At 51.2% G+C, this 16,063-nt stretch carries 13 protein-coding genes and 1 riboswitch; of the genes, 6 read left to right on the top strand and 7 right to left on the bottom strand.

Annotated features, from left to right (window positions below):
- Positions 1 to 140 precede the first annotated feature (140 nt).
- The gene (locus C162_RS05215) at positions 141 to 911 is read left to right on the top strand and encodes a type IV toxin-antitoxin system AbiEi family antitoxin domain-containing protein (protein ID WP_051493247.1); all 771 of its coding nucleotides are present in this window, start codon (positions 141 to 143) and stop codon (positions 909 to 911) included.
- A gap of 229 nt (positions 912 to 1,140) precedes the next feature.
- Here the strand turns inward: C162_RS05215 and C162_RS05220 are convergent, their stop codons facing one another.
- From C162_RS05220 to C162_RS05235, 4 genes are all read right to left on the bottom strand, one after another.
- The gene (locus tag C162_RS05220; protein WP_036692024.1) at positions 1,141 to 1,740 is read right to left on the bottom strand and encodes a hypothetical protein; all 600 of its coding nucleotides are present in this window, start codon (positions 1,738 to 1,740) and stop codon (positions 1,141 to 1,143) included.
- A 16-nt stretch (positions 1,741 to 1,756) separates the two neighbouring features.
- On the bottom strand, positions 1,757 to 2,365 hold the full coding sequence (locus C162_RS35220) for a matrixin family metalloprotease (RefSeq protein WP_162174442.1): 609 nt from the start codon (positions 2,363 to 2,365) through the stop codon (positions 1,757 to 1,759).
- Positions 2,366 to 3,044: 679 nt separating this feature from the next.
- Positions 3,045 to 4,457, bottom strand: coding sequence for an aldehyde dehydrogenase (locus C162_RS05230; protein WP_327196375.1), 1,413 nt, complete (start codon positions 4,455 to 4,457; stop codon positions 3,045 to 3,047).
- A gap of 9 nt (positions 4,458 to 4,466) precedes the next feature.
- On the bottom strand, positions 4,467 to 5,171 hold the full coding sequence (locus C162_RS05235) for a Crp/Fnr family transcriptional regulator (RefSeq protein ID WP_036692029.1): 705 nt from the start codon (positions 5,169 to 5,171) through the stop codon (positions 4,467 to 4,469).
- A 132-nt stretch (positions 5,172 to 5,303) separates the two neighbouring features.
- Here C162_RS05235 and hcp point away from each other — a divergent pair, with 132 nt between their 5' ends.
- Positions 5,304 to 6,956, top strand: a complete 1,653-nt coding sequence (hcp, locus tag C162_RS05240) for a hydroxylamine reductase (RefSeq protein WP_084648829.1) — start codon at positions 5,304 to 5,306, stop codon at positions 6,954 to 6,956.
- 101 nt (positions 6,957 to 7,057) lie between these two features.
- Here the strand turns inward: hcp and C162_RS05245 are convergent, their stop codons facing one another.
- The 3 genes from C162_RS05245 to C162_RS34115 all read right to left on the bottom strand — a co-directional run bounded on the left by C162_RS05245 (position 7,058) and on the right by C162_RS34115 (position 11,623).
- Entirely contained in the window at positions 7,058 to 8,032 is a 975-nt protein-coding gene (locus C162_RS05245; protein ID WP_036692032.1) for an aldo/keto reductase, read from the bottom strand.
- Positions 8,033 to 8,062: 30 nt separating this feature from the next.
- Positions 8,063 to 9,682: a flagellar assembly protein A gene (locus C162_RS05250; protein ID WP_036692033.1), complete on the bottom strand. Its 1,620-nt coding sequence runs from the start codon at positions 9,680 to 9,682 to the stop codon at positions 8,063 to 8,065.
- 104 nt (positions 9,683 to 9,786) lie between these two features.
- A riboswitch (cyclic di-GMP riboswitch) is annotated at positions 9,787 to 9,879 on the bottom strand.
- Positions 9,880 to 10,519: 640 nt separating this feature from the next.
- Entirely contained in the window at positions 10,520 to 11,623 is a 1,104-nt protein-coding gene (locus C162_RS34115; RefSeq protein WP_051493248.1) for an FUSC family protein, read from the bottom strand.
- A gap of 291 nt (positions 11,624 to 11,914) precedes the next feature.
- On the opposite strand from C162_RS34115, the gene C162_RS05260 reads away from it, so the two are divergent.
- Genes C162_RS05260 through C162_RS05275 form a run of 4 tightly spaced genes read left to right on the top strand, consistent with a single transcriptional unit; the run spans position 11,915 to position 15,747 of the window.
- Positions 11,915 to 13,039, top strand: coding sequence for an ABC transporter ATP-binding protein (locus C162_RS05260; RefSeq protein WP_200869182.1), 1,125 nt, complete (start codon positions 11,915 to 11,917; stop codon positions 13,037 to 13,039).
- Positions 13,029 to 13,835: an ABC transporter permease gene (locus C162_RS05265; RefSeq protein ID WP_036692036.1), complete on the top strand. Its 807-nt coding sequence runs from the start codon at positions 13,029 to 13,031 to the stop codon at positions 13,833 to 13,835. Before C162_RS05260 ends, C162_RS05265 begins: the two co-directional genes overlap by 11 nt.
- Positions 13,832 to 14,677, top strand: coding sequence for an ABC transporter permease (locus C162_RS05270; protein WP_036692038.1), 846 nt, complete (start codon positions 13,832 to 13,834; stop codon positions 14,675 to 14,677). The genes C162_RS05265 and C162_RS05270 overlap by 4 nt, the downstream gene beginning before the upstream one ends.
- The gene (locus C162_RS05275; protein ID WP_036692040.1) at positions 14,674 to 15,747 is read left to right on the top strand and encodes an ABC transporter substrate-binding protein; all 1,074 of its coding nucleotides are present in this window, start codon (positions 14,674 to 14,676) and stop codon (positions 15,745 to 15,747) included. The genes C162_RS05270 and C162_RS05275 overlap by 4 nt, the downstream gene beginning before the upstream one ends.
- Positions 15,748 to 16,063: the final 316 nt, after the last annotated feature.

Genomic DNA, 16,063 nt, shown 5'->3' on the forward strand with positions numbered 1-16,063 from the left:
GTGAACTGGGCATGGGGAATGTATTTTATTTATCTTATGTGTGTACAAATAGTGGATATAAATTGATAATAAAGGTATAATTTATACTTAAATGTACACACTTATTTGAATGTGAGTACATTTATTGTGTGGAGGTGATAATGGTGCCTGAAGCTGGAGATATAGATTACATTCATATTAAAAAAGGATTTTCAGAGATTTTGGAGCATCTCAATATGCAACAAGAGGATTTTTTTGAATTGATTTATCGTTATCCTAATATAAAAAATCTGGATGGGCTTATAGAGGCTATCAAGTCTGCGACTGGGAGTGAGGCTGAACTCTATCCGGAGGTTATAGATCTGTTTAAAACATATAATGGGATTGCCAACGGCACCATTCTCAAAGAAAATCAGGTCAGCTACTACAAGCTTCGTAAGCTCGAAGAGAGGGGGGAGATTATCAGACTGAAACGTGGACTCTATGCGCTTAGGGATATTAATTATGTTGTAGATGAGATCGTGGAGGCTTCCCTCCTTGTGCCTAATGGTGTCCTTTGTTTGTACTCGGCTCTTGCTCATCATGAACTAACTACGTATACCTCAGGTGAATATAATTTTGCGGTATCCCGTAAGTCCAGAAAGCCTCTACTCCCGGAATATCCGCCTATCCGACTTTTCTCATACGACGATGTTTCCTTTACTATGGGCGTTGAACAGATCGATAAGGAAGGTCATATTATCAATGTATACAATCTGGAGCGGACCATTTGCGATATCGTGAAATACAGAAATAAACTGGATGCAAATGTTGTGAAAGAAAGTCTCAATAACTACTCTTCCAGTAAAAGAAAGAATTACACCCGACTGCTTAGATATGCAGATAAACTGAGGGTAAGATCAATTTTGGATAGTTATCTGGAGGTGCTGTAGATGGTTACGAATAATCTGAGACGTTTAAGCGGAGAACTGCTCTGAATGAAAGAAGACATATCTTTTTTTACGGCAGAATTCTATACAGATTAACGCAGATATGCACCAAAAGAACCAGCTAGCGCCAGTTCTTTTGGTGGAACATATAAAAGGTTGAGCCCCAGAAGAGGTTAACCTTTAGATGTGAAGAGAATTGCAAGAACCACTTCTATGATCAGCTAGACTTTGACTACTGAATATCGATATTGTCAAAAATGTTGTTATTAATTATTTCTTGTTTGATTTGTTGTTGTTTTTCATTCAGGCTTTCATTGAGGTCGGTGTTATCAATATTATATTTGCCCATCTCGGCAGCGATAATAAAGTAAAGTCCTTCTGAATTTTGTTTAAGGTAAAGTAGGTATTCGCTAGATTGTTGTAATTCCGTATACTCATCTCTTGTTATCTTGCTTTTACCTGAAAGTGTTTGAACATAACTTATGGGTTCCCCGATTTTAATTATTGAATCATTTTGCACATCACCCTTTAGAGCCTGCTTTACCAAAAAATCAGTTTTTGTATAGAAGTCCTGAATTGCTCCTGTTGGGTAATTTACACTAATGTGTTCCCGATCCTCAAAGCTTTGATCAGTGGAGCCAACTACAACTAAGTCTGCTTCATTGAAGAGTGCTTCTTCTGTTGCGTAGTCAGGATATACAGCCGCTGTGTTAATTACTGTGCTTTTGACTGAATTGTAAATGAAAAAATAATAGGCACCAGCGAATACAAATAATAAAAGTAGAATCGTTAAGAACATATGGGACGGTTTACGAATGTTTAAAGTTTTCATATACAGCCTCCCTCAGTTAATTTCCATAAAGAGATTTTAATTGATTTTTATCATAGGTTGTAGGACTGTGGGATGTTTCGGAACCAGTAAAACTACCTTTCATTAAAGAATTTTGAGCATTTGTACCTGTGGTGTGATCTAATCCTAAAGAGTGACCGATTTCGTGTGTTGTTGTATATCGAGCTTTAAAAGCAGTGGCGGCATCGTTACTAGGGACATAAACGTTATTGTGATACAAAGAATTAACAGAATAATCCCAATTTTTTTCATATCTATTAACAGGATTATTTACTGGCCATGCAACAGTATAGGAAGTATTTGAACCCATCAGTTTAGGATCACTTGTAGTCCCAACATAGAACTCATCAGTACTATATCCATCAGGTGATGAAGTTTTACCAATAGAAACTTTGGAAGTAATCCCCCCCCAATTAGAACGTGCTGTATCGTAAGCACCTGTATAACCGTATGATGCCACTGACGAGTCATACCACGCGCTAAAATTACCACCACTTTTACGTTTATATCCAAATAAATCAGCATCAGCATTTCCGATAAATATTGTGCCTGCTAGAGTTCCAATTATAGATAGGGATAAGATAGCTTTAATAGTTTTACTTTTCAATTTAAAACCTCTTTTCTGCATAATATTTGAAGTTAAACTTGGTTTAGAATAAAACAAAAAAAAGGTATATTTTATTACAAAAACAACTCCTATTCAATAAAATGAATATAATTACAAGGTAAATATTACTATAGATATATTAATAAGTAAACAATTGCATCTAAACAAAAACATATGGGGAAGTTACTAACTATGGAGGAGTAATTAAAAAGCGTTCAAGTAGTTTCCGCCTGGGCGTTTTTTGTAGAAAGGGAAGAAACAAAAGGCCCTAAAGGTTGGGCCGATGCTACACGCTAAGGCGGATTACTTGATCTAATAACTAGAGCACTAAACTGGGGTGAATCGCCCGGCTAGGCGATCAAGGTTCCTGTGCCGCACTTGTCACCCCGCACGAAGCAAGTTCAATTTTCAGCTGGCGGAATCAAGAAAGGCATGTGGGAAGCATTTATAAGAAATCTGAAATTGGAACACTCACCCACATTCCGAGATGCAATGGAATTAATACATACTTTCCTCGGTCCTATTTATCATAACGTGCTTGACGATAAAGATTTTTTTGGAGATTGGAATTATCAATTATTGAAGTGGGACAATAAATAGAATCACCCGAGCAGCACAAAGGAAACCTTCCTTCTATATAAGAGAGGTTTCCTTTGTGCTTTTTGCTCCTGCCACTACGCTATTTCAGCAGCTTCCGCGCCAGCTTGACCTTGCTGCCGTAGGGCGGGTAGACAATGCCGAGGTCAAACCGGGTGCCCCGCTTAACAATGCTTTTGTGATGGGAGAAGAGGTCGAAGCTGTATTTGCCGTGGTAGCCGCCGATCCCGGAATTCCCGACACCGCCGAACGGCAGCCGGGTACTGGCTACATGGGAGATGGTATCGTTAATGCAGCCGCCGCCGAAGGACACCTCGGTCATCACCTGCTGCTCCACCTGCTTATCGCGGGTGAACAGATAGAGAGCGAGCGGCTTCGGACGGGCGTTGATGCTCTGGATGGCTTCCTCCAGCCGGGTATACTCCATAATCGGCAGCACAGGCCCGAAGATCTCGTCCTCCATGGAAGCGTCATTCCAATCCGCCGGATAGATCAGGGACGGCTCGATATACAGCTCCTCAGGGATCACTGTCCCGCCCAAAATCAGCTTATCGCGGTCCCGTTCCAGCATCTCTCCGATCCGCCGCAGCTGGCGTTCATTCACGATCCGCCCATAGTCTGTGTTGTGCCGGATGTCGGTGCCATAGAAATCGGTGACGCAGCGCTTCATCCGCTCAATCAGCTCCGCTGCCACCTCGCTGTGGACCAGCAGATAATCAGGCGCAATACAGGTCTGCCCCACATTGATCAGCTTCCCCCAGACAATCCGTTTCGCGGCGGTCTCCAGGTCGGCGCTCCGGTCTACGATTACGGGGCTTTTGCCGCCCAGTTCAAGGGTGACGGGCACCAGGTTCTTCGCTGCCGCTTCCATGACAATTCTGCCTACAGGTACACTCCCGGTGAAAAAAATATAATCGAACGCCGCATGAATCAGCAGATTCGTCGTCTCCTTCTCGCCCTGTACCACCCGGATATAGGCGGGATCAAAGGTCTCCAGGATCATATTCTCGATAACAGCGGAGGTGGCGGGTGTACTCTCAGAGGGCTTCAGTACGGCACAGTTCCCGGCGGCGATGGCGCCGATCAGCGGTTCAATCAGCAGTTGGAACGGGTAGTTGAACGGCCCGATAATTAGCACCGTTCCGTAAGGCTCGGCTATGATTCTGCTCCGCGCCGGGAACAGGTGCAGCGGTGAGCCTACCTTCGCCGGCTTCATCCAGCGCCGCAGGTGCTTCATCATATAGCCGATGCTGTCCAGCGTGAATCCGATCTCTGTGGCATAAGCTTCGAACTCGCTTTTATGCAGATCCTGGTTCAGTGCAGCAATAATCCGGGCTTCATTGCGCGAGATAGCCTCCTTCAGCTTTCGAAGCTGCTCCAGCCGGAAGCCGGGGGTTCTCGTGACTCCGCTGGCGAAACATTGCCTGTGCTCAGTCAGCAGCTGGTCGATCTGTTGTGCAGTGGACGGTGGCATGCTTGTATCCTCCTCAGTCATTTGTGGTTCCTATAGATTGCCTGCCGAAGAAGGCAGAGTCTGGATGTAATCATGCATCCGTCTCCGGTTCAGCAGGGTGATTTCATTGCCCTTGAATTCGATCCAGCCCTGGTCGCGCAGGAATCCCAGCTCCCGCGACAAGGAGGGGCGGGCGGTGTTCATATGCTCGGCCCATTCCTTCCGGCTGAAGGGAAGCTTCAAGGTATCGGATTCCTGCTGCTCTCCCTGCTCTAGCAGGAAGTCTACGATACGGCGGCGCAACGGTCCGGCTGACAGGTTCTCGATCTTCCTGTTCACGAGTACCAGCCGCTCGGACAGATTCTCGATGAAGCGGGTGAGGATATCGGTGTCGGCCGCGAATAATCTCAGCAACTCCTGCTTGCTGATGAACATCACCTTGCAGGGGCCAGTGGCTGTGACGGTGGCGGGCACGGTGTTATTCCTGCGGAACAATACGGCTTCGCCGATGGTCTGCCCCTCCTTCAGATGCGCGATGGTCACACTGCTGCCGGTGGGGTGTGTCTTCTGTACCTCGATGCGGCCGGAGAGCAGAATCCCAAGCCGGTCCGCCGGATCACCCTCTGCCAGAATAATCGCATTCTTATGGTAGGAGCTGACAGAGTAGACCAGCGTATACAGTAACTGTTCGATCTCATCTGCGGATTTTCCGCGAAATAGCAGGCAGGCTTGCAGCGAAGCAGGCTCCGGTCTCATACTTTTCCTCCCGAAGAGTTGTGATTGGTAACATTCGTTACCGATTGATAGACGAAAGTCTACTACAATTATTGGTAACTGTAAAGGCGAGGCACAGAGCGATTCCATTAATGATAAGGAGTGATTCAGGTAATGAGCGAAATGTTTTGTTTCCAGTGTCAGGAGGCAGCTAAGGGGACCGGTTGTACGATTCAGGGGGTATGCGGCAAGACCAGTGAGGTAGCAAATCTGCAGGATCTACTGGTGTATACACTCAAGGGTATTGCCATTTTCGCGCGCAGCGGGCGTGAGCTGGGGATTACCGATCCGGTGACGGAGAAATTTATCATAGAGAGCTTGTTCGCTACGATTACCAATGCCAACTTCGTGCCGGAATACTTCACTGCGAAGATCCGGGAAGGATTGGCCCTGCGGGATCTGTGGCGCAGCAGAGTGGCTGATGCCGGAGTAATGGCCTATTTGTCGGAGCATGACGCGGCGAACTGGAATGCGGTGACGGATGAAGAGCTGATGGACAAGGCGAGAGCGGTGGGTGTGCTTGCTACGGAGCATGAGGATATCCGCTCCTTGCGCGAGCTGCTGACCTATGGTCTGAAGGGAATGGCTGCTTACATGGAGCATGCTGCGGTACTGGGCTTCTATGAAGCTGGGGCACATGCTTTTATGGAAAAAGGCTTGGCAGCTGCGCTGGATAATAATCTGGACGGCGGTGAGCTGACGGCTCTGGTGCTGGAGTGCGGCAAGTTCGGCGTGGATGTGATGGCGCTGCTTGACCGTGCCAACACCGCAGCCTACGGTAATCCGGAGATCACCAAAGTCAATATTGGAGTAGGCACGAACCCTGGTATTCTGATCAGCGGTCATGATCTCAAGGACATGGAGGCGCTGCTGAAGCAGACCGAGGGTACCGGAGTGGATGTGTATACGCATAGTGAGATGCTGCCGGCCCACTACTATCCGGCCTTTAAGAAATATAGCCACTTCGTAGGCAACTACGGCAATGCATGGTGGAAGCAGAATGAGGAGTTTGCCAGCTTCAATGGTCCGATTCTGATGACCACGAACTGCATCGTACCGCCGAAGGACAGCTACAAAGACCGGCTGTACACGACAGGCAACACCGGTTATCCGGGCATTCAACATATCGCGGCAGGCGCGGACGGAGAGAAGGATTTCTCAGCTCTGATCGAGCAGGCCAAGAGCTGCAGTGCTCCGGTAGAGATTGAGACAGGCGAGATTATCGGCGGCTTCGCCCATGCGGCTGTAATGAACGTGGCAGATCAGGTGGTTGGAGCAGTAGAGAGCGGCGCCATCAAGCAATTCTTCGTCATGGCTGGCTGCGACGGACGGATGAAGAGCCGGAATTATTACACCGACTTCGCAGCAGAGCTGCCTAGTGACACGGTGATCCTGACCGCAGGTTGTGCCAAATACAAATATAACAAGCTGGCGCTTGGCGATATCGGCGGAATTCCGCGCGTACTTGATGCCGGCCAGTGCAATGACTCCTATTCTCTTGTGGTTATAGCACTTAAGCTGAAGGAAGTCTTCGGTCTTGCGGATATTAACGATCTTCCGATCTCCTATAACATTGCCTGGTATGAGCAAAAAGCGGTGATCGTACTGCTGGCGCTGCTGCATCTGGGCGTGAAGAACATTCATCTGGGCCCTACGCTTCCGGCCTTCCTGTCGCCTAACGTAGCTAAGGTTCTGGTAGATACCTTCGGCATCGGCGGTATTACTACCGTACAGGAAGACATGGAGCGGTTCATCGCTGCGGTATAATACACATTCTTCATGAGCCAAAATACACAAAAGCGAGTCTCCGTCTACGGGAGCTCGCTTTGTGTGTTTATAGATATGAACGTCACTGTCACCGTCACCGCTTACGGCAGCCGGTAGACCGCAAACGGCTCGCCGGTACAGAAGGCGGCGCTGGCCAGGTCAAGCTGCTTAAGTATCCCCGCATCCGGCGAAGCAGAAAGACTCTGCAGATTATACTGTACCTGTTCTACTGTAGTCGCTCCGACAATCACCGTGGAGACCGCGGGCCGGTTCATTAGCCAGGACAGGGATAGAGCCGCAGGTGAGGTGCCCAGCCCCTCCGCAATCGCCTGAACCTGCTCCCCGAGCGAGATGCGCTCCGGGGTAAGGAAGCGGAGAAAGTTCGGATCGGTCTCTGCTCTGGAGCCGGCAGGGGCTTTGCTGCTGCCGGAATATTTGCCGGTAAGGATACCGCCCGCCAGAGGGAAGTATGGGATGATGCCCAGACCCTGATCCAGGCAGAGCGGAAGCAGCTCGGCTTCGGGCGTACGGTCAGCCAGCGAATAGCTGCACTGGATAGAGATGTATTTCGCCCAGTTACGGGCTTCGCTGATCCCAAGCGCCTTCATCAGCTCCCAGGCGGCATAATTGGAGGCTCCGATATACCGCACCTTGCCTGCGGAGATCAAATCATCCAGCGTGCGCAGGGTTTCCTCCAGCGGTGTGTAGGGATCGAAGGTATGGATCTGATACAGATCCACATAGTCGGTCTTCAGCCGGCGCAGGCTGCCTTCCAGCTCCTGCATCAGATGATGGCGCGAAGAGCCGCTGCCGCCGGGTCCCTCATGCTTCGGCAATCCGGCTTTGGTCGCCAGCACTGTGTTATGGCGTCTGCCTTCAAGCGCAAGGCCGATGATCCGCTCCGATTCAGAGCCGGCATAGATATTGGCGGTATCGATGAAATTAATGCCCTGATCCATAGCGGTGTGCAGAATGCGGACCGAGGTCTCCAGATCTGCCCGTTTGCCGAATGAATTGGTTCCAAGACCCAGGGCGGATACCTGCAGGCCGCTATTGCCCAGACGGTTATATCGCATGCGCTCACTTCTCCTTATCTAGTAGTAGTCTTAGCAGGAATCACGCACAAGCAGCTTGCCGCCGGACTCCAGGCGGCTGTCCTGCGACCGGGCAAGGTTAATCACCGCATGCTCCTCTTGGAGCAGCTCAATCTCCTCGCCCAGCTTAAGCAGCAGCCTGGAGAAGCGGCTTAGGACACTGTCTGTAATGTACCCGGTGTATTGTCCCGGATGGGCGAATACCTCAAGCATCTGCCGGAGCGGGTCCGTGCCGAAGCCGAACTCTCCGTTCATACGGCTTAGGGCAGCCTGGAAATCGCGGATCAGGCTGTCGAGATGGCTGTATTTATCCTCCAGCAGCAGCATAACCACCAGGCCGTAATTCACGGATTGCTGTCGGGATTCCACATTCTTGGCCAGCTGGCGCGCTGCCTCAAGCAGTCCGTCCGTCTCTGTCCGCAGCAGGCTTGCTAAGCTGTGCAAACGATGCTGCTGTACCCCGGCATATCCGGCGTACAGGCCGCTGCCGGTAACCTGGCCGCTAACATAAATGCTGCCGGTGGCTATAATTGTAGATTGGCGTATATCGCCATAGACGTACACATTCCCCAGGGCTTCGATCCTTACAGATCCATCCAGATCACCCGGTACAATGATGTCGCCTGCGAACATAACGTCACCGCCAGGGTCCATCATCTCCCTGGTCAGCAGACAGACTGGAGGGAAGTCACAGATTCGGACGCTGCTGTTTCCTCCGCAGATACGGGGTCTGCCTGTGTGCTTGGCTACGATATTACCACAGGGAAGGAGCTTGGCATGATTACCGGCAGCAAAGTAGATATCCTGCGGCGGGGGAGGGGGCAGGACCCTTCCGTCTGTGTCGAGGCCGGGAATGCCTTCTTCCGGCGGCAGTTTGCGGGCGAAGACTTCACCTGCAAAGGTAAAGGGGGCTCCCGGGAAACGGAGATACTCCATGGTATCCGCAGGCTTCTGAGCCCGGCTTCCCTGTCTATGAAGCATCCCGTTCCCCACCAGTGTATGCTCCGGCAGCTGCAATTCCAGCCGGGCTTCCTTGCCGGGCAGCGGGGCTCTTCCTTCAGCGATGCATACGGGAAGATATGTAGGGTTCTCCAGCTCCGCGTACAGGGCGGGAATATTCAGGTTGCGCAAAATAAAACGGTTGTCCAGTGAGGCGATAATCTGATCTATGGTAAGCGTGGACAGCAGCATTGCCGGGTTGGGCTGGGCACGGACGACCGCCTCGAAGGCGGCGGGGCAGTTGACCAGGTTCCAGGCGTACTTCTCTGCACGGTATAAAGTGAAATGGACCTTGAGCTTGTCAGGCGATACGGTAATTTCATACTGCGGCTTCTCGCAGATCTCCCAGGTAATATAATCTGCCTTGGTCACCTCGGTTGGCGCTGTAACGGTCTTCCAGTTGATCTTCAGGACAACAGGGTGGATCGCAGAAATGCGGGCGGGAGTGCCTCCGGGGAGCGGGGGAGTAATGAATATCTGGTTGTCCTGCACGAGGATAATTCCATTCTTATCCCCAGTTGTCCCGTCAGAAGCCCGGCCCTCCACAGAGAATGAATCCAGGAGACCTTTACGTTCGTGCATCAGGGACTCTACGAATTCATATCGGCTTGGTTCGATATCCTGCTGCGGCATGGTTGTAACCTCACTTTTTCGTATGATCAATGGCAATTCGTACAGAGAAAGAACATCATCAAGCCCGGGAGACTTCCCGTAAACAGTTGGCTTAAGTGGTCTCTATTGGCAGCCTGGCGACCGTAAACGCAGATTCCGGCGTTCTTAGGCCCATGGCTTTGCGTCCTGCCCTTTCGGGAAGTTTGCCTTTAGAAATAGATCAATGAGATACATCCTGTAGAGGCGATGAATTGTGATCGACTGTAATCGACAAAAAGAGTCATAAATAGTTCTTGTGCGGCATTAACTTCTGCAAACAAGCTTAATTCTAGTACTTAAAGAGCTATTTTTCAACTATATTATGCCTATTTATCAAAAAACTTAAAATATGCAGCTCTATTTCGACAAAAAAACTGGTTTCCCAGCGCTTACAGCTTATGGAAGTCATGAGAACTGGAAAAAGGGGGACGGTCTTCTGCGCCCGGCAGGTGGAAAAAGCAAAAAGCAGCGGAGGGGCATATGTTCACCGCAGCGAGGAGCAGGCTTTAAGTTCTAATCTTAAATGCGTCTTATATAGCAGTTGGATTTTGTCCACTTGCTGTTGGATGAATGCCGCCTATGGGAACAGCAGATGGATAAACAACACATATTTTGCCCACTTTTAACGGATTCCAGAGAATTCGGCGGATTAGATGTACTTTATCCAACTGCTTCAATTAAAGCGTATAATTCGGCTGAATCAAGTGTCATTTTTCCAACTGCTATAACTTTACGTGCTGCTACCCAAGCCACTTTACCCGCAAGCATCCTATCCCACCGAAAAGTTATGGCAACACAAAAAAAAGGACCCTCCCAAGCTTATAGCTTGTGGAAGAGTCCTTTTTGTATGAATTGGATGGCGCGTGCAGGGTGTGTCTTGACATGCTGTGGTGCGGTGGAAAGCGCGGCGTAATCGGCGCGTTCGATCTCTTCAAGAATCCGGTTCAGGTGGGAGAACACCGCACCGAGATCACGGAAGGCTGCGAGCGGGCACTGATCCTGCAGCTGCGAGAACCAGGCGAGCTGCACGTCGCGGGCTCTTCTCAGACTCTCCTGGAGTGAACGTCCGCTGCATTCGGCATCTGATAGCGTCCGTGTGCCATACAGGGCGATGCAGTCTGCCGTTGCGGTTACAACCTCCAGCATCCAATCAGCGGCGGCATAATGGGCCGGCAGCAGAGCGATTTCTTCGCTTATGGCTTTGACATAGGAGTGAACCTTGATGAGATGGGTGGTCGACTGTGTCAGCTTGCCAATGTCCTTACGGCACTGGTAATGAGACAGTGTGTAATGCATCTCCTTCTGCAGCCGGTCGCTCTTCTTCAGAAGCTCGCCGGAGCGCTCAAGAGCAGCCTTGGCTTGCGCTGCATCCCGGCCGCTTGCAGCGAATCCGGTTAAGGCATCGGATAAGGTCAGGCTGCCTTTCAGTGCCAGGTCCTTGACCTTGACGAAGCTCTTGGGCGGCACGATAATCATATTAATGATGAGGGCAATCAGCACGCCGATCAGCGTCTCGGCGACTCTCCAGACGATATATTGGTCATGATAGAAGGTGAGTGCAAGCACCGAGGTGACACCGATCTGAGAGACGGCCTGGATATTGATCCGGCAGGCTGTAGCCACCCCAATGCCAATCAGCAGCATCAGCAGAATCGACAGCGCGCCCACATCGAAGAACTTGCCTACGATCAGGCTGACGATGCCGCCAAGGACCACGCCGGTCATGCGGTAGACGCCTTTTTCAAGGGAGGCCTTGACGCTGCTCTGGGTAATCAGAATCGCCGCCAGCGGTGCGAAGTACAGGTAATGGTCCCCGTAGATAATGTGCACGGCCAGCCACGAGAGCGAAGCGGCGAGCGTAATCCGTATCATATATAAGGATAATCCGAACTTTTCAAGGCGCTCTTGTAAGCCCTCGTTCATGTTTGTCATCTTCTTTCATGTAAATAGGAAAAATTTTATGGTTTTCATCCGTTTTCATTATAGCACCTCAAAACAGGCCGGAGGCGGGCAAGATTTTACGAACTTGTTAAGTTTTTGTGCGTGATTTCACAATGTAAGCTATCGCATATATTGCAGGATTCCTTTATGCTATATATTGAAGTCTGCCAGACCAAGGCAGGAATTGTCGCTTATCCGTGCTGAGCATGCCGCTGCCGGATTGTCTCCCGCAAGAAGCGGGTAAAATAGGTTGTACTACATAAGTAAGGGAGGTTGTTAGCTATAGCTACCCCGGAAGGCACTATTATTTCTTTTGACCAGGTGATTAAGCAATACGACGACGAAGAGGCTGTACTCAAAGGCGTGAGCTTCGAAATTGAACGCGGTAAATTCTACACGCTGCTGGGCCCTTCGGGCTGCGGAAAAACGACCATTCTGCGTCTAATCGCCGGCTTCGCGGAGCCGACTGAAGGTTCGATCTATCTTAACGGCAAAAAAATCAACCACATTCCCGCCAATGAGCGGCAGGTCAATACGGTATTTCAGGACTATGCGCTGTTTCCGCATCTGAACGTATTCGAGAATGTGGCGTTTGGACTGCGCATCAAGAAGCTGAAGAAGGATGTCATTCAGCAAAAGGTGCAGGAAGCGCTGCGCTTCGTCAACCTGGTCGGCTATGATCAGCGGGCCATTAATGAAATGTCCGGCGGGCAGAGGCAGCGTGTCGCCATTGCGCGCGCCATTGTCAATGAACCGCAGGTACTGCTGCTGGACGAGCCGTTATCTGCGCTTGATCTGAAGCTGCGTACCGAGATGCAGTATATTCTGCGGGAGATGCAGCAGCGGCTGGGAATCACCTTCATCTTCGTTACCCATGACCAGGAAGAGGCGCTGGCGATGTCCGACTGGATCTTCGTCATGAACGGCGGCAAGATTGAGCAGAGCGGCACGCCTAATGATATCTACGATGAACCGATTAACCGGTTCGTGGCGGACTTCATCGGAGAGTCGAACATCGTGCCGGGTGTGATGATTGAGGACTATGTGGTGGAGTGGGGCGGCCACCGGTTCGAATGTGTCGATGCCGGTCTGAAGCCGAATGAAGCGGTGGAGGCTGTGATCCGCCCTGAGGATCTGGAGATTGTTACCCTGGAAGCGGGCAAGCTGAAGGTGCGTGTGGATTCCCAGCTGTTCCGCGGGGTTCACTACGAGATCAGCTGCTACGACGGCTCGGGCCATGAATGGCTTGTCCATTCTACCCGCAAGGCGGAGGTTGGCTCCGAGATCGGGCTGTATTTCGACCCTGAAGCGATCCATGTTATGCGTTTCGGTGAAACGGAGGAAGAGTTCGACAAGCGTCTGGAGGCTTACGCCGAGGTGGAGAGCCATGATGAGTAAGGGGAAGTCGTATTATCTCATCCCGTACTATCTGTGGATCGCACTGTTTGTCATTGCGCCGGTGCTGCTGGTGGTCTACTATTCCCTGTTCGATCTGGAGGGGAAGCTGACGCTGAATAACTACGTCAATTTCTTCACACCGGTCTATATGAGAATGATGCTGAATTCATTCTGGTACGCTTTTCTGATCACGGTGTTCTCGCTCCTGGTGGCGTATCCGGCGGCTTATCTGCTAACGCGAACGAAGCACAAGCAGCTGTGGCTGCTGCTGATTATTCTGCCGACCTGGATCAACCTGCTGCTCAAAACATACGCCTTCATCGGGATCTTCGGCACCTTCGGCCCGGTCAATAACTTCTTTGATCTGGTGGGTCTGGGCGAACAGCAGATTCTGTTCACAGGCTTCAGCTTCGTGTTTGTGTCGGTCTATATTTTCATTCCATTCATGATTCTGCCGATCTTCAGTGCTCTGGATGAGATGAATCTGTCGCTGGTGGATGCCGCGCGCGATCTGGGCGCATCGGGATGGACAACGTTCCGGCGGGTGGTTTTTCCGCTGACGATCTCGGGTGTACGCTCCGGCTGTATGGCGGTGTTCATTCCGGCGCTGTCGCTGTTCATGATTACGCGTCTGATTGCCGGGAACCGGGTGATTACGCTCGGCACCGCGATTGAGCAGCACTTCCTGGTTACACAGGACTGGGGAATGGGCTCGACCGTTGCGGTGTTCCTGATCGCGATTATGGCGCTGTTCATGATTCTGACCGGCGGCTCGCGGAAGGGGGTGCGCGGATGAAGAACAGACGCAGGGTTAAGAACAAGAACGGCATCGCCAATATCTATCTGGTGCTGGTCTTCCTGGTGCTGTACGCGCCTATCTTCTATCTGATGTACTACTCGTTCAACAGCGGCGGCACGATGCACAAGTTCGAAGGCTTCACGCTGGATTATTACCGTGAAGTGGTTGCTGATACCCGGCTGATGATTATTGTGATTAACACATTGGTCATTGCCCTCCTGTCATCGGCTATTGCGACCATAATAGCGGTGATCGGAGCGCTGGCGATTCATCATGTCCGCAGCCGCCGGGCCAAAAACACGCTGCTCTCGCTGAACAATGTGCTGATTGTCAGCCCGGATGTCATTATCGGAGCCTCCTTCCTGATCCTGTTCACGATTGTCGGGATCAAGCTGGGCTTCACCTCCGTGTTGCTCTCGCATGTGGCGTTCAGTATTCCGATTGCGGTCATTATGATCCTGCCGCATTTGCAGGAGATGAGCCCGACCTTAACGGATGCCGCCCGCGATCTGGGGGCTACGCGCCGGGATGTGCTCACGAAGGTCATTCTGCCGATCATCAAGCCGGGAATCTTCAGCGGATTCTTCATGGCCCTGACCTATTCCCTGGATGATTTCGCAGTTACCTTCTTCGTCACGGGCAATGGCTATTCCACCCTGTCGGTGGAAATCTATTCCCGGGCCCGGCAAGGGGTGTCGCTGTCGATTAACGCGCTGTCGACGCTGATTTTCCTCTTCACGATTCTGCTGGTCATCGGTTATTACTACCTGAACCAGCGTAAGAGCCGCCCGCCGGTACAGATTGCCGAGCCGGTGGCCGAAGCGGGGGTGCCTAGATGAAGCAGCTAGTCAATACGTTCCTGGCGATTCTGATCGTTGCCTTCGGACTGATGTTCCTGGCCTCCCGGCTGAACTCAGCCCAGGGCTATTCGGGCGGCAACACGTTGACCATCTATAACTGGGGCGACTATGTGGACCCCGATCTGCTGAAGCAGTTCCAGGAGGAGACCGGGATTACGGTCATCTACCAGACATTCGATTCCAATGAAGCGATGCTGACCAAGGTCGAGCAGGGCGGCACGATCTTCGATGTCGTCATCCCGTCTGACTATGCGATCGCCAAGATGCGGGAAGAGAATCTGCTGCTGCCGCTGGATCACAGCAAGCTGCCGAATCTCGCTAACATCGATTCCAAGTTCATGAATCTGTCCTTCGATCCCGGTAACAAGTATTCGGTTCCTTATTTCTGGGGGACGGTGGGGATCATCTTCAACCCCGACATGACGAAGGGGATTGATTTCAGCAGCTGGGATTCCCTGTGGGACAAGCGGCTGAAGAATAATATCTTCCTCGTGGACGGAGCCCGTGAGGTCATGGGTATGGCACTGAATAGCCTGCATTACTCTGTCAACGACACGAAGGAGGAGCATTTGCAGGAGGCGCTCGCCAAGCTGAACAAGCTGTCTCCGAATGTGAAGGCCATTGTGGGTGACGAGGTCAAAATGCTGCTCGCCAACGAAGAAGCGGCGGTCGGCATTGTCTGGTCCGGCGACGCTTCGGAGATTATGGATGATAACGACAAGCTGGACTTCGTCGTGCCGGAGGAAGGCTCGAACAAATGGTTCGACAACATGGTCATTCCGCGCACAGCAGGTAATGTCGAGGGCGCGCATAAGTTCATCAACTTCATGCTGCGGCCGGATGTGGCGGCCCAGAATACGGAATACGTCGGCTATTCCACGCCGAACGTGCCTGCGCTGAAGCTGCTGCCGGAGGACATCTCCGGCGACGAGCGCTTCTACCCGCCCGCCGAGCTCACTGACCGGCTGGAGGTCTACGACAACCTCGGTAAGCGGATGCTTGCCCACTATAATGAGCTGTTCCTGATGTTTAAGATGAATAAGAAGTAGCTGGCGGAACGCCAGAAGTGTAACGAGGCCCCCTGCATGCGCGTAATTGCGTAGGCGAGGGGCTTTTGCTTGCCAGGGGGTAAGGAAGGGGAGGTGTGGGGATGATTTGAATGAATCAGATGGAGGAATTCAAGGAGAGTGGGGGGGCGGGGAGTTGCATGGGGGATAAGGGCGGGGCTATGGCTGCTGATAGTTCAATAGAGGCTAAGAACGGGTGCTGCTGATGCTTGTGGAGTAATTAGTGTTGGTGGAGTCGGGTGATAGTGCAGCGGAAGCAAGAAATAGATGGATTTTGTCCACCTACTGATAAGAATTA

This window comes from Paenibacillus sp. FSL R7-269, assembly GCF_000517865.1.
Lineage (GTDB): Bacteria > Bacillota > Bacilli > Paenibacillales > Paenibacillaceae > Paenibacillus_AQ.

Bases quoted from the DNA above. Each gene is read 5' to 3' on its own strand.
- C162_RS05215 (WP_051493247.1), top strand. From the start codon at position 141: ATGGTGCCTGAAGCTGGAGATATAGATTACATTCATATTAAAAAAGGA.
- C162_RS05220 (WP_036692024.1), bottom strand. From the start codon at position 1,740: ATGAAAACTTTAAACATTCGTAAACCGTCCCATATGTTCTTAACGATT.
- C162_RS05230 (WP_327196375.1), bottom strand. From the start codon at position 4,457: ATGACTGAGGAGGATACAAGCATGCCACCGTCCACTGCACAACAGATC.
- C162_RS05235 (WP_036692029.1), bottom strand. From the start codon at position 5,171: ATGAGACCGGAGCCTGCTTCGCTGCAAGCCTGCCTGCTATTTCGCGGA.
- hcp (WP_084648829.1), top strand. From the start codon at position 5,304: ATGAGCGAAATGTTTTGTTTCCAGTGTCAGGAGGCAGCTAAGGGGACC.
- C162_RS05245 (WP_036692032.1), bottom strand. From the start codon at position 8,032: ATGCGATATAACCGTCTGGGCAATAGCGGCCTGCAGGTATCCGCCCTG.
- C162_RS05250 (WP_036692033.1), bottom strand. From the start codon at position 9,682: ATGCCGCAGCAGGATATCGAACCAAGCCGATATGAATTCGTAGAGTCC.
- C162_RS34115 (WP_051493248.1), bottom strand. From the start codon at position 11,623: ATGAACGAGGGCTTACAAGAGCGCCTTGAAAAGTTCGGATTATCCTTA.
- C162_RS05265 (WP_036692036.1), top strand. From the start codon at position 13,029: ATGATGAGTAAGGGGAAGTCGTATTATCTCATCCCGTACTATCTGTGG.
- C162_RS05270 (WP_036692038.1), top strand. From the start codon at position 13,832: ATGAAGAACAGACGCAGGGTTAAGAACAAGAACGGCATCGCCAATATC.
- C162_RS05275 (WP_036692040.1), top strand. From the start codon at position 14,674: ATGAAGCAGCTAGTCAATACGTTCCTGGCGATTCTGATCGTTGCCTTC.